An 18278-nucleotide genomic window follows, 5' to 3' on the forward strand; every position below is an offset into this window, starting at 1 on the left:
CTATTCCTTATCGCTCAAAGCTACTGTGCCGGCGTCGACCAGTTTCCCGATCGCGCCCGAACTCAGGCCCAATCGTTCGGCAAGCACTTCCTCGCTGTGCTGCCCGAGATAGGGTGCGGGCGCCGGTTCCCCGGCTTCCTGCTGGGGGATATTGGCGAAACTGCGCGGCGCCGGATATTCAAAACCGCTGGGGTTGTTGGCTGTCCGCGTGAATAGCGGGTTTTCGTCTATCAGTACCGGATCATTGGCCGCTTCATGCGCGGTGCGGTAACGTTCGAATGTCGTTCCCGCCGCGGACAGGCGCTGCTCCAGATCGTGATAATCCATCGTGCCTGCAACCGATTGGAACAGATCGAACAGCGCCTTGCGATGTTCGAAACGCGGACGGTCCCCGGCGGAAAAATCGGCGCCGACTTCGGCCTCAAGCGCGGCTATGCGTTCGGCAATTCCGAATGCTTCGACCAGCCCGGTCCATTGCTTGGGCGTCAGCGCAGCAACCATGAAGCGCTTCCCGTCGCGGCTTTTGAAATCGCGCCCGAATGCGCCCCAGATGGCGTTGCCCAACCGCTCGCGGTCACCGCCGCGAAAAAGCATTTCGGCCATTGTGCCGCTATTGGCAAAAGTGCCGATTGCCACATCGCCCAATGGTACGCGCAATTCGGCGCCTTTGCCGGTTGCGCTTCGATGATGGATGGCGGCCATCATCGCGAAGGCGCAATAGGCGCCGGTAATGAAATCCCATGCGGGCATAACCTGGTTGACCGGCGGCGCGGTGGCCATGTCCCATTCTTCCGGCCCGCACATCAGCGGATATCCGCTGGCAGCGTTGACGGTGAAATCCATCGCCTGCCTGCCATCGTGCCAGCCCATGATCCGAAGGCTGATCATATCGTCGCGGTCTTGAGCGACGGCAGCATGGCTCAGAAAGCTTTGCTCGGGCAGATTGGTGATCAGCTGGCCGGTCGTGTTGGCCAGTTCCACGCATAATTCGCGCCCTTCGCCGCTGCGCAAATCCAACGCCACGCTCTTCTTTGCGCGGTTGAGATTTTCCCAGCTGAGCGAACGGCCTTCCTTGGTCAGCATATAGCGGTCGTAATCGAGCCCGCCGGTCTTGTGATCGACGCGGATGACTTCCGCGCCCATTTGCGCGCAATAAAGGCCCGCAGTGGGCGAGGCGACAAAGCTGGAGACTTCGATGATCGAAAGGTCGTTCAGCAATTGGTACATCAGGCAGGGATCCCCGCAGAAAATTCGCGCAGCATGTTTTTCGCGATGACCAATTGCAGGATCTGCGTGGTGCCTTCGTAAATCGTGTAGATCCGGCTGTCGCGATAGAAACGTTCGGCTTCATATTCGGCCAGATAGCCCGCGCCGCCATGGATCTGGACGCAGCGATCCGCCACGCGGTTGCACATTTCCGAAGCGAACATCTTGGCGCTTGCGGCTTCGATAATCGCTTTGCCTTCATTTGCCTTTGCCGCGGCATCGCGCAGCATGCATTCGGCCGCATAGAGTTCCGCCTGGCTGTCGGCGAGCATGGCCTGGATCAATTGGAACTGGCTGATCGGTTCGCCAAAGGCCTTGCGCTCGGTCGCATATTTGATCGCTGTATCGAGAATCCGCCGGGCATAGCCGCAGCTCGCCGCGGCAACTGACAAGCGTCCATTATCAAGGCTTTGCATGGCGGTGGCGAAGCCTTTGCCTTCTTCGCCGCCGAGCAGGGCATTGCCCGGGATTTTCACTTCGTCGAGATAGATGTCGGAAATCTGGCTGCCGAACTGGCCCATTTTCTTGTCGGCTTTGCCAACGCTTACGCCGTCGGTGTCCATCGGCACCAGAAATGCGCTGACATGCGCGTTTCTCGGCAAGGCCTCGTCATTGGTGCGCGCCATGATCAGCGCCAGCTTGGCCTGCGGCGCGTTGGTAATATAGCGTTTGCTGCCATTGAGGATGTAACCATTGCCATCGCGCTTGGCGGTGGTCGCCATAGCTGCGCTGTCCGATCCCGATCCGGGTTCGGTGAGGCCAAAACAGGCAATCTCACCCGCGGCGATGCGGGGCAACCATTCGTTCTTTTGCTCGTCAGTCCCCGATTTGGTCAGAGCCGAGCAGACCATGCCGAGATTGATCGATGCGATCGAGCGGAACGCGGGCATCGCATAGCCGAGCACGCGGATCGTTTCGATATATTGCGGGACATTCATTCCCGAACCGCCAAATTCTTCGGGTGTGGTCAAGCCGAAAAGCCCCATTTCGCGCATTTCATCGACCAGCGGCTCGGGAATGGAGTCATTGGCAAGGACTTCCTCTTCCGCGGGGATCAGCCGCTCGCGGACATAGCGTTCGAGCTGCTCGATAAATTGCGTGAATACTTCTGGGTCCATTCCCGAATTGGCCATTCGATCATCCTTTTTGGCGCTTAGACGTAATGTGTGATTATTCTTGCGGCTGCGTGTCCGCTTCCGGTTCGGTTTCCGGTTCTTGCTGGGGAAGGCGTTTTGCTTCGACCATTTCCGCCGCTTCGTCGAGCGCGCGTGCTTCACCCACGCTCACGCCGCCGGGTCCCGGATCATTGTCCGCACTGCCGCAGGCAGTCAGCAGGATTGCGCTGAAAATCGGGAGAATCATCTTCATCGGGCCACCATACCCACATGCGCCCAAAGGAAAAGCGGGCGAATCGCATAAACGAACCGCCCGCTCCGGAAAAAAGGGCTTTGTGCCGTGGTTACTCGGAAACTTCTTCCTCGACGGTTTCGGCCATCTGATCTGCCTGATCGCTTGCAGCGCTTTCGGCAGCGGCCTGGATATCTGCCACATCTGCGGCGGCAGCAGCGGCGGCTTCTCCGGCGCTATCGGCTTCGGCGGCGACGGCTGCCGATGTAGCTGCAGACGGTGCTTGTACGTCTTCGCCTTCGCTGTCGGCCGCGGCAGCCGCGTCTTCAACGGGCTCTTCTTCGACTTCGGCAACGGCTTCTTCAGCGACAACTTCTACATTTTCCGCTTCTGCATCGTCAGAGGCATCGTCGGCGCTTCCGCATGCAGACAAGGCCAAGGCAGCAGTCGAAGCGAATGCGACATATGCGAGTTTTTTCATAAGAGTGTTCTCCTGGAAATTCGTGTTTCCCGGGCCTTGCGCACCGGGCGACTCGTCAATCTTAACCATCCAGTGGCGGCATCGCAAAGGGCAAAGCTGTGGAAACGGCATTTGCGCAGAGATGCGGCTCTGCCAATAGGCAAGTGATGGCTACATTGACCGACACTCCGCCCACTCTCGAAGCCGCAGCCGAACGGATGCGCATGCTGTTCGGGTTTAGTGAATTTCGCGGGCGGCAGGCCGATGTGATCCGCCGTGTGCTCGACGGCCAATCGACCTTGGCGGTTATGCCCACGGGCGCGGGGAAATCGCTGACCTATCAATTGCCCGCGGCCATGCTCGATGGAACCTGCGTGGTCATATCGCCGTTGATTGCGTTGATGCATGATCAGCTTCGGGCCGCACGCGCCAATGGCATTCGCGCGGCAACCTTGACCAGCGCCGACGCAGATTGGCGCGAGACGATGGACGCTTACCGCGCTGGCGAGCTTGATCTTCTCTACGTCGCGCCCGAGCGCGCGAGCCAGCCGCAATTCTGCGACTTTGTGACCGCTGCCCCGATTGCGTTGTTTGCGATTGATGAGGCGCATTGCGTGTCCGAATGGGGGCATGATTTCCGCCCTGACTACCGCCAATTGCTGCCATTGATGGAACGCTTTGCCGAGGTTCCGCGACTGGCGCTGACCGCTACGGCTGACAAGCGCACGCGGGCCGATATTCTGGCCCAGCTTGGCATCCCGAAAGAGGGATTGGTGCTTGCCGGATTTGACCGGCCCAACATCACCTATGCCATCCGCCATCGGGACAATCCGGTGCGCCAGATTGCGACCTTGATGGCAGAGCAGCCGGGGCCCGGCATAGTCTACGCGCCGACACGCAAGAAGGTGGAGGATCTCGCGCAGAAACTTGCCGCGGCCACGGGGCGGCCGGTTTTGCCCTATCATGCGGGCCTTCCGCCGGAAGAACGCGCGGCCAATCAGGCGGGTTTTGTGGCTTCGGAAGATATGGTGATCGTTGCGACGATTGCCTTCGGAATGGGGATCGACAAACCCGATGTCCGCTTTGTTGCGCATGCGGGCATCCCCAAGTCGATCGAAGCCTATTACCAGGAAACGGGCCGGGCGGGGCGCGACGGTGATCCGGCGCAGGCAATCATGTTTTGGGGGGCAGGCGATTTTGCCCAGGCTCGCCAGCGACTGGCTGAATTGCCAGAGGACCGCCGCAGTGATGAACGCGCGCGGCTGGATATGCTCGCTGGTCTGGTCGAGACATCGGGCTGCAGGCGCGCGGTCCTGTTGCGGCATTTCGGCGAAGAGCCGGAGGAGATTTGCGGCAATTGCGACAACTGCCAGTCACCGCCAAAAGTCACCGATGCGACCGAAACGGCGCGCAAGCTGCTTTCCGCCGCCTATCGAACCGGGCAAAGCTTTGGCTTCGGTCATCTGCAAAAGGTTCTGACCGGCGCGCGCGACGCGCGGATCGAGCAACGGGGCCATGACCGTTTGAGCGTTCACGGAATTGTCGAGGGCGAGGAAGCGGGCCTGCTGCAACCGGTATCGCGCGCTTTGCAGGCGAGGGGCGCATTGGTTCCAACCGAACATGGCGGCTTGGCGCTGGGCGGCGATGCACCGAAAATACTCAAAGGCGAGCAATCGGTCGAGATCGTCATCCCGCCGAAACGGGCACGCGGGAACAGGCGCGCAGACCGGACGCCCAATCCGGTAGGCGATCCCTTGTTTGACGCTCTGCGCGAGTTGCGCCGCGAACTGGCGGCGGAGGCACAAGTGCCGCCCTATGTCATTTTTCACGATGCCACTTTGCGCGAAATGGCGTCATCGCGCCCCTCCAGCCTCGAAGAACTTGGCGGCATTGTGGGTGTCGGAGCGAAAAAACTCGCCGCGCATGGCGATGCATTTCTGTCGGTGATCCGCCAGTATTGACATTTTCCCCTGCTGATATAAATATGATATCATAATTATATCGGAGGAAGCACATGTCTGACAGATCGGTTGGAATGAAAATAAGCCGGGAAACCCCGGCCAGTACCTATGGCGGCTACATCATGCTGCTGGTCATGGTGGCCATCACGGCATTTGCCGTTTGGATGGTGTCGAGCATGGTGCCCGATGGCGGCGCGGCCAAGGCTGAGAAAATCATGTTTGTTCTCAGCCTGGTCGGTTCCTTGCTGGCGCTGGTCTTTGTCTCGGTCGGATTCTTCATGATCCAGCCCAACCAGGCGGCGGTCATCACCTTGTTCGGCGAATATCGCGGATCCGAACGGACCGAGGGATTGCGCTGGATCTGGCCGTGGATGATGCGCCGCAAAATCAGCGCGCGTGCGCATAACATCCATTCGGAACGGGTGAAGATCAACGATCTGCGCGGCAATCCCATCGAAATTGCCTGCAATGTTGTGTGGCGCGTGGCGGATACCGCGCAAGCCAGCTTTGACGTCGATGATTACAAGGAATTCGTGAATATCCAGATCGAGGCAGGATTGCGCACGGTCGGCTCGCGCCACCCCTATGATGATTTCGAAGGCGAAGAAGTGACACTGCGTTCGGGCGGTGAAGTGATAAATCGCGAATTGCTGGAAGAGCTCAATGACAGGCTCAAAACCGCCGGTATCGTTGTCGACGAAGCCGGGCTGACGCACCTTGCCTACGCATCCGAAATCGCCAGCGCCATGCTCAAACGCCAGCAAGCCGATGCGATCATCGCAGCGCGCGCCAAGATCGTGCTCGGCGCGGTCGGCATGGTCGAAGATGCCCTGACAAAGCTGAGCGCCGACAATATCGTCGAGCTTGATGACGAAAGGCGGGCGTCGATGGTGTCGAACCTGCTGGTGGTCCTGTGCGGCGAGCGCGAGGCCCATCCGGTCGTCAATGCGGGAACGCTGTACCAATAGGCGCATTGAGGGCGTAAGCCATGGCCAAACCTTCCAAGAAAGCTTTCGCGCTCCGGCTCGATTCTGCGGTGCATTCGGCGGTCGAACGGCTGGCTGCGGGCGAACTTCGATCCGCCAATGCGCAGATCGAAATGCTCTTGCGCGAAGCTTTGGAAGCCCGGGGAATAAGTGTGCAAATATCGCCCAAGCCGCGGCGCGGCCGCCCGCCCGCAAAACCAAAAGACGCGTGAGGATACTGCGCTCATTCGTCGGCCCCGGATACCGGATTGCGCGGACGATGCGCGTGGGTGCTTGGGGGCGGCCATATCGAAAAGTGTTAGCAGCGCGTTAACCCTTTTCGGCTAAACGCGGGCGTATGAAAAACCATGCTCACGCTCGCCCTTCTCCGAAGATCACCGCGCTCGCCGCTGCGTTCGCCGTTGCAACGATCCCCGCTTCGGCGCCTTTTGCCCAATCGGGAAGCGCTTTTACCGTTGTAGAATCGGGTCGCGGGTTTGACCGTTTGCAGGATGCCGTCAATTCGATCGGCAATGGCAACGGGACAATTGCCGTTGCTGCCGGAACGCACCGCCAATGTGCCGTGCAGGAAGGCGGTTCAATCTCCTATATGGCAGCGGTTCCGGGCAAAGCGATTTTTGACGGTGTCACCTGCGAAGGCAAAGCGGCTCTGGTTCTTCGCGGACGTTCGGCGAATGTATCCGGCCTGGTGTTCCGCCGCATGGCTGTGCCTGATTTCAACGGCGCAGGCATCCGTTTGGAACAGGGCAATCTGACCGTCGCACAAAGCTGGTTCCTCGATAGCCAGCAGGGCATTCTCTCCGCCAATGACGCCAATGGCCAGATCGTCATCGACAAATCGACATTCTCCGGCCTTGGCACCTGCGAAGGCGGCGGCGGATGCGCGCATTCGATCTATATTGGTGATTATGGACATCTGCGCATTACCCGCAGCCGTTTCGAACGCGGCACGGGTGGGCATTATGTCAAAGCGCGGGCTACGCGCGTCGATGTTGCATCGTCCAGCTTCGATGATTCCGCCGGACGCGGGACCAACTACATGATTGATCTGCCCGCCGGTTCGGTTGGCCAGATCACCAATAACTGGTTCGTGCAGGGGCAGAACAAAGAGAATTACTCGGCCTTTATCGCAGTGGGGGCAGAAGGCCGCCTGCATACCTCGAACGGTTTGCAAATCGCCGGCAACGATGCGCGTCTTGCGGCATCGGTCCGCCGCAACACCACTTTTGTCGCCGACTGGTCGGGCGATCAGCTTTCGATCATGGACAACAATCTCGGCCAGGGCCTGAAGAACTTCGAGCGGCGCTGAGATTTTCGCCGCTGGCGTCCATGACGCTGCGCTGATAATGCGGGCCATCGATTGATCGACGGCTTCCGGAGCGCAGACCATTTCTTTTCAGCCCTTTATCTGGCTCCAACACATATTGCCGCAGCACCTCTTGTCGCGGCTGGCAGGCGCGATTGCGCGTAGCGAGAGGCCGTGGCTGCGCGACCGGCTGATCCGCCGCTTCGCCAAGGCGTATAATGTCGATATGGATCAGGCCGAGCGTCCGCTTGGTGACTATCGCAATTTCAACGACTTCTTCACGCGTGCGCTCAAGCCCGGAATGCGTCCGCTCGCGGATGGCGGCACTGACGTGCTTTGCCCTGCAGACGGGGCGGTGAGCCAGATCGGCCTGATCGCAGATGGCCGGATCGTCCAGGCCAAGGGGCAGAGCTACACCGCTGCCGAGCTGCTTGGCGGCGATGACGCGCTTGCCAAGCGGTTCGAAGGCGGCAGTTTCATCACCATCTATCTCTCGCCCAGCGATTATCACCGCGTGCATATGCCGGTGGACGGGACGTTGCAGCAGACCGCCTATATCCCCGGCGATCTGTTTTCGGTGAACACTGTCACCGCAGAGAATGTGCCGCGGCTTTTTTCGCGTAACGAGCGTCTTTCCAGCGTGTTCGATACACCGCTTGGTGCGATGGCCAGCGTGATGGTGGGGGCCATGATTGTGGCCAGTATCGAAACGGTGTGGGGCGGCTTGGTCAAACCGCACCAGAAGCAGATCGTGCGCACATCGTTTGGGCAGGGCGAAAAGGCCGCACCACAATTGCGCGCGGGCGACGAAATGGGCCGCTTTCTTCTCGGTTCGACCGTAATCCTGCTGTTCGAGCCGGGAAAAGTGCAGTGGGCAGACGATCTGAAACCACTCAGCGTTGTGCGCATGGGCCAATCGCTTGGCCGGATCAGCGCGTCCCGCTAGCCAAATCCGGGCGCATATTTGACCACGCCTGTGGGCGCATCGCCTTCCAGAACCAGGCGCTGGAAATATTCGGGCGGCGGCCCGGGATAGGCGAGCTGCGGATCATGTTCGAACCCGAAACGCGGATAATATTCATTGCTGCCAAGCAGGACGATGCCCTTCGCACCAATCTGGCGCATATCGGCAATGCCGCGTTCGATCAGCGCGCCGCCAATGCCGGTCCGCTGGTTCAGCGGGATAACCGAAACGGGGCCGAGGCCGTACCAGTCCCGGGTTCCATCTGAGATCGTCACCGGCGAGAAAGCAATATGGCCGATGATCGCCCGGTCGAGGCTTTCAGCAACAAGCGAGAGTGTCAGATCGCCATCCGCGCGTAGCTTGTTGATCACCTGGGGCTCGTCACCGTCGCTAAATTCCATGTCGCGGAATGCCGCCTCTGTCAGCGCGTAGATGGCATTTTCGTCACCTGGCTGTTCGGGGCGAATGGTGATGGCGCTCATATTAGCAGATGTCCTGAACGGTCGCGTTTGGTTGCGAGATAGCGGCGATTGTGCGGATTGTCTGGCAGTTGATGCGCGACGCGCTCTTCGATGACAATACCCGCCTTCTCCAGAGCAGACACTTTTTCCGGATTGTTGGTCATCAGGCGGATCGACTTCGCCCCGATCAGCTCGAGCATTCTGGCCGCGACCGGAAAATCGCGCGCTTCATCGGGCAGGCCGAGCCGCTGATTGGCATCGACTGTGTCAAAGCCCTGATCCTGCAATTGATAGGCGCGCAATTTGTTGACCAGCCCGATTCCGCGCCCTTCCTGCCGCATGTACAGGAGAATGCCCCATCCCCCCTTCTCGGACTCCCCGGCCATCGCGTGCAGCGCCGCATCCAATTGCGGGCCGCAATCGCATTTCAGGCTGCCGAGGATATCACCGGTCAAACATTCGGAATGGAGCCTCACCAGAGGCTGCTGCTCGCTGCTCTGCTTCCCAATAACCAGCGCGACATGTTCGCGCATGTCATCCGCGCTGCGAAAGGCGATGATCTGCGCATTGTCGCTGGCGCTGACGGGGAGCTTGGCCCGCGTCGCTATGCTGAGGCGGGCGGTTTCGGACCATTCGCTCAGATCGCTTGCGGACACGCTTTCCGCTTCACCCGCTTCCGCAGGATCGACCAGAAAAGCCGGAAGAATGCCGGCGATGCGCGCCAGTTCCATCGCAGCGAGTGCTTGTTCGTGCCACGCAATCGGATCGGCTTTGAACGGGCCCTTGAGAGGGCTGGAAAGATCGAGCGCGGGATCGGCAATCGGCAAAGCGGTTCGCAAATCGAATGCCTCTGCCCCGCGAATCAGGACGGGAGCGTGGGGTTCTGCTGCGTCGCGCTGATTGGCGAGCTTCAAAGTCGCCGCCCGCGCAGAAGATATGAGCATCTGGCTCGAACTGGCGTGCGCGGCGATTGCGGTTTCAACGGGCAGCAATAGCGGGCCGCCGTCCAATGCAATGGGCCAGCCATGGCGCAGCGCATCGATTGCGTGCGCGACGCGCCGCGAAGGAGAGGGCGCGGCGGTGCTCAGAGAGCAAACTCCGTCACGATCGGAATATGATCGGAGGGTTTTTCCCAGCCCCGGCAATCTTCGTAGATGCGGTGACCAATCGCTTTCGCGGCAAGATCGGGCGATGCCCACATATGGTCGAGCCGCCGCCCGCGATCACCCACGCGGTAGTCCTTGGAACGGTAACTCCACCAGCTATAGTACCGGTCGGGATCCTTGATGAATTCGCGGCCCAGATCGACCCAGCCATGCGCATCCTTGAAGCGCTGCAATGTCTCGACTTCGATCGGCGTATGGCTGACCACTTTGAGCAGTTGCTTGTGGCTCCACACATCGCTTTCCAGCGGGGCGATATTGAAATCGCCGACGATCAGGGAGGGCCGGTCGATCTTGCCTGCCCAATCGGTCATCCGCCCCAAAAAGTCGAGTTTCTGGCCGAATTTGTCATTCACTTCACGATCGGGGACATCGCCGCCTGCGGGGACATAGACATTCTCGATCACCATATCCTGACCGGGGCCGGTCAGTTCGACACCCACATGCCGCGCTTCGCCATTGTCCTGCCAGTCATGGCGGCTGAACTCTTTCATCGGGATCCGGCTGACCGTGGCGACCCCGTGATAGCCCTTTTGCCCGTGCACCGCGTGGTGGGTGTAACCAAGCGCGTTGAACGCTTCGAAGGGGAACGTTTCCTCAACCGTTTTGATTTCCTGAAGGCACAGTATGTCGGGCGCTTGCTCCTGTAGAAACTGCGCCACGATGGGCATGCGAAGGCGGACGGAGTTGATATTCCAGGATGCTACAGAGACCATGGGGCCGCGATAAGGTGGCGAGGCCGCGCTGTCCATTCTCAGTTGTGCGAGTTGTGGTTGGCTGCCGGATCGCGAGGCGGCTTTTTTGTTTTTGCCCTCAAACGCCGGGCGCCTGCATCCGCAGGCTTGGCTCCTCGCATAAGCTCGGGCGGCCGGTCGGCCTTACGGTTCACTGGTCGTGAACCGAGCATTCCGAGCAATCAGTATCGCGCCCGCACTTGGTCGCGGCAGCCATAGGGCCGCGCGGCCCGCCCGCAGCGCAGCGACCGTCAGGGAGCGAAAGCGAGGAAGCAAGCGAGGCGGATACCTCGCGCCCGCAGGGACAAAACAAAAAACACAAAAAACCCCCGCGCCGGGGGCATTGGCACGAGGGTTTCCTTGTTAGCGTTCGTCACGCTGTCTGCAGCGGGGTTGTACCGAAGACTGGGATAACAGGGGGAAACCCGTCTTCAACCGCGTTGCACAATGAAGAATATGCCTGTCTGCCTTTCTACCCAATGAACAAATGCGTGCAGCCCGTCTTATTCGCAGGGCGATACAACGGCGATCTGTTTACCGGGGGCGGCGGGATGAGCGGCGCGGGTCCTTATAGGTAAATTCCTTGTCGGACACCGACATTCCATAACGGTGATTCGACAGACGAACCGTTGTCCGGTGGTTCTGCGAATCGAGCGCAACCCAGCTCGAAAGCTGCAATCCGCCGGGCGCGGAGCCTTTGCGGATGAAAATCAGATTCATCACGCCAAATTCGGGCCGGCCGGGGTCGCGCACTTCGACGCTGACCACATTGGGATTGGTGGTCTGGATCAGCTTTCCGTATTTCGCCACATCGCGGCTCGGATCAAGCAGCGCACCGAGCGGAGAATTGCGAATCGGCCAGCGCTGGACCTGATTCACTTCATAATCGATCAGTGTCAGCGATTTGCCGTTGGAAACGAGCAGCAGCGGCACCCCGTCCTGATACTGGAAACGGATCTTGCCGGGGCGTTTTAGCGTCAGCTTGCCCGAAACCGTCTGACCTTGGCGATCGGTCTGGGTGAAACTCGCCTGCATGGTCGAAATTCCGCGCAAAGCGGTAACCGCTTTGTCGAGATCGCCTGGCGCGGCTTCAACCGGCGCTGCGGGCGCCAGAACCGCCGTGGGAAGGGCAAACGCCAACGCACCGACAATCGCGGTGCGGACAGGCTTACGAAATAGAGATGTCATTGTGCTCATGCTCTGCTTTTTAGCGCCAGAGCGTTGAACAGTCACTGAACTAATGCACTTTGTGCGGTTCAGCTTTCCGGCAAGAAGCTTACTTGATTTTCGCTTCTTTGAACTCGACATGCTTGCGCACGACGGGGTCATATTTGCGGAAAGTCATCTTCTCGGTGATGTTCCGGGGATTCTTCTTCGTAGTGTAGTAGAATCCGGTGTCTGCGGTCGAGACGAGCTTGATCTTGACGGTTGCTGGCTTCGCCATGACAGTTTCCTAAAAAATCGAATGAGGCCGGAGCGAATCAGGCCGGAAAAACAACGGGCGACGAAGCCGCCGCCCTTCAAGCCGCGCCCAATGGGAGATGTGCGGGCGAAAGTCAAGCATTCTCACCAGTCGCGGCGGTTCACCTTGCCGCGATTGGCCTTGATCGCGCCGCGGTTCTTTTTCGCTTTGATACGTTTTTCTTTGCCGACCCTGTTCACCCGGCTTTTCTTGCGTGTCTTGGGCTGGCGCTGCGCCTCTTCGAGCATCGCCGCCAGGCGATTGCGCGCGTCTTCGCGATTCTGCTCTTGCGTGCGATAAGTGCGCGCGGTCAGCACAATTTCGCCTTTGGCGGTCATTTTGCTGCCCGCAAGCGCTTTCAGCCGGTTAAAAACCGGCGGGCTCAAGCGCAGAGCAAAGACATCAAGCCGCAATTGAACGGCGGTTGCGACCTTGTTGACGTTCTGCCCGCCGGGGCCCGAGCTGGCGATGAAGCTTTCCTGTGCGCGGGTCAGAGCGCGGTCCACCAGCGACGAGTTTGTGTCATCCATCGCCGAAGCCGAGAGCCGTAAAATCATCCGGCATCGGCGCGGTAGCGGAAATCTGCGGCTTGTTTTCGCGTTGGATGGTGATGGCAGAGGCGTGCAGCATTGTCCGCTTTGCGCCTTTCGATTGGCCATGCACCGGCCCGTAAACCGGATCACCGATCAGTGGGAGGCCCAGCCCGGTCTCTGCATGGACCCGGATCTGGTGCGTACGGCCCGTTTCGGGGCGAAATTCAACCAGCGTGTTTTCGCCGACAGTCTGCAGGACTTTCCAATGGGTGACAGAAGGTTTGCCATCGGGATCGTGCACCATCCGCCAGCCTTTTTCTGCACTGCTGATCTTGCCCAGAGGGAGATCAATCGTGCCTTCGCGCTGCGCCGGAAGCCCGCCAATAATCCCGAGATAGACTTTCCCGACCAAACGATCCTGAAAGGCCTGCGCAAAGCGTTTCACCGCCTTGGGATTGCGCGCAAGCAGCAAGCAACCTGATGTGTCGGTATCAAGCCGGTGGACCGCGATCGGGCGGCGTTTGAAACCCAGTTTCAGCCCTTCGAAATAGTCTTCCAGACAGGTGCCGCCATTGCGCGGTGGATCGACCGGTAATCCGGCGGGCTTGTCTATCACCAGCGCTTCACCGTCTTCATAGACAATCGGGATGCGTGCGATGATCGGGGCGGTGTTCATAGTTTCAGCTTTCCGGGGAATAGGCCGCGCACGGCGTTTCCAAGCAGGAAGCCCTGGGCCAAATCGTCGAGTGTCAGTTCGGCTTCTTCGGCCTTGCCCGCCTCGATCAGCGACCTGCGCAATATCCCGGGCAACAAGCCCAGCGACGCCGCCGGGGTCAGCAGCCTGTCACCGCGCTCGACAAAAATATTGGTCCAGCTGCCTTCGGTCAGCAGCCCGTCATCGCGCACCAACAGGGCTTCGGACGCGTCCTCTGCCTCTGCGACAGTGCGTGCTGCCTCGTAAAAACCGCGATCGGTGGTCTTGTGCCGCAAACGCCAATCGCTGGGATCGACCGGGATAGGCAAGGCGATACATTGCGCTGTGCCGGTCGGTTTCGGCGGAAGGTCCGATGTCACCAGCGATATTGCACCGCTGCGTGCCGCCAGCAGCCGCACTTTTGCCGGCCTTTCCAACTCAAAGCACAATGCATGAATCTGGTTGCGCGCCGCGTGCCTGTCGAAGGAAAAGCCAAGTTCGGCGGCGCTTGCCTTGATCCGTTCAAGATGCAGTTCGAGCAATTCGATCCCTGTTTCAGGATCGAAGCGCATCGTCTCGATAAGATCGAATTGCGCCGCCACATGATTGGGGGAGGATTGCCGCGCAAAGCCGCCTTTGATGATGCTTTCGCGCCATTCCTGCATAGCATCGCTATCAGCGACAATTGCCGATCCCACGCCAAGGATGGCATCGCCCTGCGCATTCTCGACAGGGCTGAGGCGCAATGTGCGGATCGCAACGTTGAACGCCGCATCGCCGTTGGCATCTATCCGCCCAATCGCCCCGCAATAGGGCCCGCGCGCATCGCGTTCGACTTCACCAATCAATTCCATCGCCCTGATCTTGGGCGCGCCGGTGATCGAACCGCAGGGGAAGATCGCGCGGATCAGATCGTCGGCGCCTTTGCCCTCTTGCAAAATTGCGCGGACAGTGGAGACCATCTGGTGAACGGTCGGGTAGCTCTCAACCGCAAACGGGGCATCGACTTGCACGGTCCCCGCTTTGGCAACGCGCGACAGATCATTGCGCATCAAATCGACGATCATCAGGTTTTCGGCCTTGTCCTTGACCGAAGCGGCAAGTTCATCCGCGAAAGCCTGATCCTCGGCTTCGGTCTGGCCGCGCGGGCGAGTGCCTTTCATCGGCTTCACTTTGGCGTCGCCGTCTTTCAGGCTGACAAACAGTTCCGGCGACAGGCTGAGCAGCCAGTGCGATCCATCGAACAGGATCCCGCCATACCCGGCCTTTGCCGCTGGCCGCAGCGCCCGGTAGAGCGCGATGGGATCGCCGCGATACGAGCCTGCGAGCGGGAATGTCAGATTTGCCTGATAAATATCACCGGCCCGGATCGCTTCCTGCATGGTCTCGAAATTGGCGACATATCCGCCGGGCGAAATTTGCGGCTCCAGCGGACCGATCGATGCGTCACCAGCGCCGTTTTCGCCAAGCCAATCTTCAACCTTGTCTGCCGCGATGGTGCGTTCACGATCAAACAGGCCGAGCCACACCAACGGCCCGTTCGCGCCCGACCTGGCATTCGCAAGCGCGCGCAGTTTTGGCTCGAGAGCCAGCCCCGCTTCATAGGCGACATATCCGGCCAGCGTCCCGCCGGTTTCGCGCCGTGCACGATCAGCGCGGCCCAGAGTTTCCGCCACATCTTCTGCGCGCCGGGCGATGAATATCTCTACGGGCGCTTCGAACAGATGGGCAGGCGCAGCCCCGCTTTCGCGCGCATCATCTAGCAATATAAAGGGTTGCCGGTCGGACATCAGTTCTGCCTTAGCTTCTCTGACGCGCGAGTCGAGATGCTTGACGGCACACTTGACCATCGGGGCAGGGCTGCGCCACAGCGAATGTCAAAGAATTTCGAGCTGGAGACCGAGCATCATGGGTACGATTTTTCTGGGACTGGGCGCAAATGGAGAGCAGCAGACGCTCGATCTGGGCCGGGCGAACCGGCACGGGCTGATCGCTGGCGCAACCGGTACGGGTAAGACGGTGACGCTTCAGGGCATGGCAGAAAGCTTCTCTGCTCAGGGTGTTCCGGTGTTCGTCGCCGATGTGAAAGGCGATCTGTCGGGTATTTCGATGGCGGGTTCGCCCAATTTCAAACATGCCGACAAATTGGAAGGCCGGGCCAAAGAGCTGGGCATGGATGACTATGCCTATTCGGACAATCCGGCGGTCTTCTGGGATCTCTATGGCGAACAGGGCCATCCGGTCCGCACAACGATTTCGGAAATGGGGCCGCTGCTGCTTGCGCGCCTGCTGGATCTCAACGAAACGCAGGAGGGCGTTCTCCAGATCATTTTCCGCTATGCCGACGACAATGGTCTGCTGCTGCTGAACTTTGAAGATTTGCAGTCGATGCTGATGTATGCATCGCAGAACGCCAGCGAATTGTCCGGCCTCTACGGCAATGTCAGCAAGCAAAGCGTCGGGGCGATCCAGCGCCAATTGCTGAGCTTTGAAAGCCAGGGCGCGGACAAGTTTTTTGGCGAGCCGGCTTTGGAAATCGATGATTTTATCAAGACCGACGAGCAAGGCCGCGGCTATATCAATGTGCTAGCCGCCGACAAGCTGATGCGCAGCCCCAAGCTTTATGCGACCTTCCTGCTGTGGCTGCTCGCCGAATTGTTCGAAACGCTGCCCGAAGTGGGCGATCCGGAAAAACCCAAGCTCGTTTTCTTCTTCGATGAAGCGCATCTTCTGTTCGATGATGCGCCCAAAGCGCTGGAGGAGAAGATCGAGCAAGTCGTCCGCCTGATTCGTTCAAAAGGCGTTGGCGTTTTCTTCGTAACCCAAAATCCGATCGACATTCCGGCCGAAGTCGCCGGCCAGTTGGGCAACCGTGTCCAGCATGCGCTGCGGGCTTTCACGCCCAAAGACAAGAAGGCAATTCGCGCGGCGGCTGACACTTTCCGGATCAATCCCGATCTGGATGTCGAACAAGCGATTACCGAACTTAAAGTCGGTGAAGCGCTGGTTTCGACTCTGCTCGATGATGGTGCGCCTTCGATTGTCCAGCGCACATTGATCAAACCGCCGCGCTCGCGCCTTGGTCCGGTCAGCGCGAAGGAACGTGCAATTATCAACTCGATCAGCCCGGCCGAAGGCAAATATGACGAGGAAGTTGACCGCGAGAGCGCCGAAGAAGTTCTGCTCGCCAAAGCAACAGATGCGGTCGAGACGGCCAAAGAAGTAGAGGCGAATGGCAAGGAAGAAGTCGCCAAGCAGCCGCGCAAATCCACCAGCATCTGGGAGAAGGCGCTTGGTCGCGGGACCAAGGTCGCCATTGGATCGGCTGCGGGTATGGCTGCTGCCAAAGTGTTGGGTCAGAAATCCCGCGCCAATCCGATGCGTTCGGGCGTGACTTCGGCTGCAGGATCGATTGCCACCGATCTGGCTGGCCCGGTTGCGGGCCGTTTTGTCCGCAATCTGATTGGCGGCTTAATGCGCTGAACCGGCAGAAGGCAGGCTGATCTCTGCGCGCAATCCGCCTTCGGGCCGGTTGCTCAGGGACAGCGTCCCGCCATGCTGTTCGGCAATCGCGCGCGCCAGCGTCAGGCCCAGCCCGGCACCGCCCGTATCGCGGTTTCTGGAACTTTCGCCGCGCGTGAAAGGTTCAAGCATGTCGGAAATCCTCGCCTCGGGAATGCCGGGCCCGTGGTCTTCCACGGTCAGAACGACCCGGGCATCATCATGGGTCAGCGACACTTCCGCGCTTCCGGCATAGCGCAAAGCATTGCTGATCAAATTGCGCAGCGCACGGCGCAACCATGTCACATAGACGGGATGGGTGATCCGCGATGTCGCCGCAAGCGATACCGCTTCGCCCATATCTTCGAATTCTTCGACCACCGAACCGACCAAGGCTGAAAGTTCTGCCTTCTCCGGCGGCAAGCTGCTGCGGCCCACCCGCGCGAGCGAGAGAATATCGTCGAGCGAATGGGTGATATCTTCGATGCTGGCTGCCATCTTGCCGCGTTCGACCTCGTCCTCGACGCTTTCGATGCGCACGCGCAGGGCGGCCAGCGGGGTTTTGAGATCATGTCCAATCGCGCCGAGCATCACGTCCTTTTCGTCAAGCAACGCGGCAACGCGGGCCTCCATCACATTATGCGCTGTGATTAGCCGGCGCAGATCTTCCGGGCCTTGCGGCTCCATCGGCCCTGTCTCGCTCGCCTGTTTGCCGAAATTCTCGGTCTTTTGGGTCAATGCCTTGAGCGGTTTGGTAATCCGCCTGAGCAGCAAGAACAGCAGCCCGACCAGAAACAGATAGATAAGCAGCGTCTGCAAAAAAATCGAACGCGCTGCTCCTTCCGGAGGAGGCGGTTTCAGGGCGCGTGCGATGCGCCATTGATCATCGCCCGGCGCGCGGATCCCGGCGACAATCAATTGCATCTTTGCATTGCTCTGTTGCGAGACGCGGCTGAGCAAACGCGGGCGTGACCGGACAAAGGGATCGCTGCGCGCCGCGCGCTCGAGCACGACGATCTGGTCAACGGCAAGACCTTCGCGTTCGAGAATGCTGGTCAGCCCTTTTTCCAGTTCGGGCTCTCGCTTCTCGCCGGTGAGCAAGGGTGACGCATCGCTGCGCTCAATCCGCAAGACGTGGGGGAAGCCGCCCGTTTGACCTGCGCCAAGCAAGCGATTGCGCCGGTCGCCACGGCGGCGGTCCCCCCTGTCAGAGCGGCCATTGCGCCTTTCGGCTCTGTCGGTCAGCGCTTCCCTATCGCGGCGCGTTTGCCGGACATTGTCCGTAACAAGCCGGAAAGCGGCAGTATTGAGCGCGGCTTGGTCGCGGCGCGAATCGGCCGCGCGCCACAAAAGCACGGCCGATATGGCCTGAGCGACCAGCAACGCAGCGGCGACAGCGAGCAGCATCTGGCCGATCAGGCTTCGGGGCCAAAACCGCAT

Annotated in this window: 19 protein-coding genes; 6 read left to right on the forward strand and 13 right to left on the reverse strand. The window is 59.8% G+C overall.

Annotated elements, in window-relative coordinates; genetic code table 11:
- The 4 genes from GRI41_RS12200 to GRI41_RS12215 all read right to left on the reverse strand — a co-directional run bounded on the left by GRI41_RS12200 (window position 1) and on the right by GRI41_RS12215 (window position 3094).
- Window positions 1-1227 (reverse strand): CoA transferase, encoded by a 1227-nt coding sequence (locus GRI41_RS12200; protein WP_160605254.1) that lies wholly within the window; start codon window positions 1225-1227, stop codon window positions 1-3.
- The gene (locus GRI41_RS12205) at window positions 1227-2399 is read right to left on the reverse strand and encodes an acyl-CoA dehydrogenase family protein (protein ID WP_160605255.1); all 1173 of its coding nucleotides are present in this window, start codon (window positions 2397-2399) and stop codon (window positions 1227-1229) included. The genes GRI41_RS12200 and GRI41_RS12205 overlap by 1 nt, the downstream gene beginning before the upstream one ends.
- Window positions 2400-2436: 37 nt before the next feature.
- Entirely contained in the window at window positions 2437-2634 is a 198-nt protein-coding gene (locus GRI41_RS12210) for a hypothetical protein (RefSeq protein WP_160605256.1), read from the reverse strand.
- Between the two features lie 91 nt (window positions 2635-2725).
- Window positions 2726-3094, reverse strand: coding sequence for a hypothetical protein (locus GRI41_RS12215; protein WP_160605257.1), 369 nt, complete (start codon window positions 3092-3094; stop codon window positions 2726-2728).
- A gap of 146 nt (window positions 3095-3240) precedes the next feature.
- Here GRI41_RS12215 and recQ point away from each other — a divergent pair, with 146 nt between their 5' ends.
- The 5 genes from recQ (at window position 3241) to asd (ending at window position 8272) form a co-directional block, all read left to right on the forward strand.
- Window positions 3241-5034 carry a DNA helicase RecQ gene (gene recQ / locus GRI41_RS12220; protein ID WP_160605258.1) on the forward strand — a complete coding sequence of 598 codons (1794 nt, stop codon included), beginning with the start codon at window positions 3241-3243 and terminating at the stop codon, window positions 5032-5034.
- 74 nt (window positions 5035-5108) lie between these two features.
- Entirely contained in the window at window positions 5109-6002 is an 894-nt protein-coding gene (locus tag GRI41_RS12225) for an SPFH domain-containing protein (protein ID WP_160605259.1), read from the forward strand.
- A 20-nt stretch (window positions 6003-6022) separates the two neighbouring features.
- The gene (locus GRI41_RS12230; RefSeq protein ID WP_160605260.1) at window positions 6023-6232 is read left to right on the forward strand and encodes a toxin-antitoxin system HicB family antitoxin; all 210 of its coding nucleotides are present in this window, start codon (window positions 6023-6025) and stop codon (window positions 6230-6232) included.
- Window positions 6233-6357: 125 nt separating this feature from the next.
- Window positions 6358-7329 (forward strand): right-handed parallel beta-helix repeat-containing protein, encoded by a 972-nt coding sequence (locus GRI41_RS12235; protein WP_160605261.1) that lies wholly within the window; start codon window positions 6358-6360, stop codon window positions 7327-7329.
- Between the two features lie 115 nt (window positions 7330-7444).
- Window positions 7445-8272, forward strand: coding sequence for an archaetidylserine decarboxylase (asd, locus tag GRI41_RS12240; protein ID WP_202388804.1), 828 nt, complete (start codon window positions 7445-7447; stop codon window positions 8270-8272).
- On the opposite strand, the gene GRI41_RS12245 is transcribed toward asd, so the two are convergent.
- The 8 genes from GRI41_RS12245 to pabB all read right to left on the reverse strand — a co-directional run bounded on the left by GRI41_RS12245 (window position 8269) and on the right by pabB (window position 15127).
- The gene (locus GRI41_RS12245; protein ID WP_160605262.1) at window positions 8269-8772 is read right to left on the reverse strand and encodes a GNAT family N-acetyltransferase; all 504 of its coding nucleotides are present in this window, start codon (window positions 8770-8772) and stop codon (window positions 8269-8271) included. The two genes, asd and GRI41_RS12245, sit on opposite strands and share 4 nt — an antisense overlap.
- Entirely contained in the window at window positions 8769-9794 is a 1026-nt protein-coding gene (gene ribA, locus GRI41_RS12250; protein WP_160605862.1) for a GTP cyclohydrolase II, read from the reverse strand. The genes GRI41_RS12245 and ribA overlap by 4 nt, the downstream gene beginning before the upstream one ends.
- 41 nt (window positions 9795-9835) lie before the next feature.
- Window positions 9836-10630 carry an exodeoxyribonuclease III gene (xth, locus tag GRI41_RS12255; protein ID WP_160605263.1) on the reverse strand — a complete coding sequence of 265 codons (795 nt, stop codon included), beginning with the start codon at window positions 10628-10630 and terminating at the stop codon, window positions 9836-9838.
- 552 nt (window positions 10631-11182) lie between these two features.
- Entirely contained in the window at window positions 11183-11845 is a 663-nt protein-coding gene (locus tag GRI41_RS12260; protein ID WP_160605264.1) for a LolA family protein, read from the reverse strand.
- 79 nt (window positions 11846-11924) lie between these two features.
- Window positions 11925-12092: a 50S ribosomal protein L33 gene (gene rpmG / locus GRI41_RS12265; protein WP_160601956.1), complete on the reverse strand. Its 168-nt coding sequence runs from the start codon at window positions 12090-12092 to the stop codon at window positions 11925-11927.
- A gap of 122 nt (window positions 12093-12214) precedes the next feature.
- Entirely contained in the window at window positions 12215-12640 is a 426-nt protein-coding gene (gene arfB, locus GRI41_RS12270; RefSeq protein WP_160605265.1) for an alternative ribosome rescue aminoacyl-tRNA hydrolase ArfB, read from the reverse strand.
- The gene (locus tag GRI41_RS12275; RefSeq protein WP_160605266.1) at window positions 12633-13319 is read right to left on the reverse strand and encodes an RluA family pseudouridine synthase; all 687 of its coding nucleotides are present in this window, start codon (window positions 13317-13319) and stop codon (window positions 12633-12635) included. The genes arfB and GRI41_RS12275 overlap by 8 nt, the downstream gene beginning before the upstream one ends.
- Window positions 13316-15127, reverse strand: coding sequence for an aminodeoxychorismate synthase component I (pabB, locus tag GRI41_RS12280; RefSeq protein WP_160605267.1), 1812 nt, complete (start codon window positions 15125-15127; stop codon window positions 13316-13318). Before pabB ends, GRI41_RS12275 begins: the two co-directional genes overlap by 4 nt.
- Before the next feature lie 118 nt (window positions 15128-15245).
- On the opposite strand from pabB, the gene GRI41_RS12285 reads away from it, so the two are divergent.
- Window positions 15246-16820: a helicase HerA-like domain-containing protein gene (locus GRI41_RS12285; protein WP_160605268.1), complete on the forward strand. Its 1575-nt coding sequence runs from the start codon at window positions 15246-15248 to the stop codon at window positions 16818-16820.
- Here the strand turns inward: GRI41_RS12285 and GRI41_RS12290 are convergent.
- Complete coding sequence (locus GRI41_RS12290; RefSeq protein ID WP_160605269.1) at window positions 16809-18278, reverse strand: sensor histidine kinase; 1470 nt, start codon at window positions 18276-18278, stop codon at window positions 16809-16811. The genes GRI41_RS12285 and GRI41_RS12290 overlap by 12 nt on opposite strands.

The organism is Pontixanthobacter aquaemixtae (genome assembly GCF_009827395.1).
In the GTDB taxonomy this organism is placed as follows: Bacteria; Pseudomonadota; Alphaproteobacteria; order Sphingomonadales; family Sphingomonadaceae; genus Pontixanthobacter; species Pontixanthobacter aquaemixtae.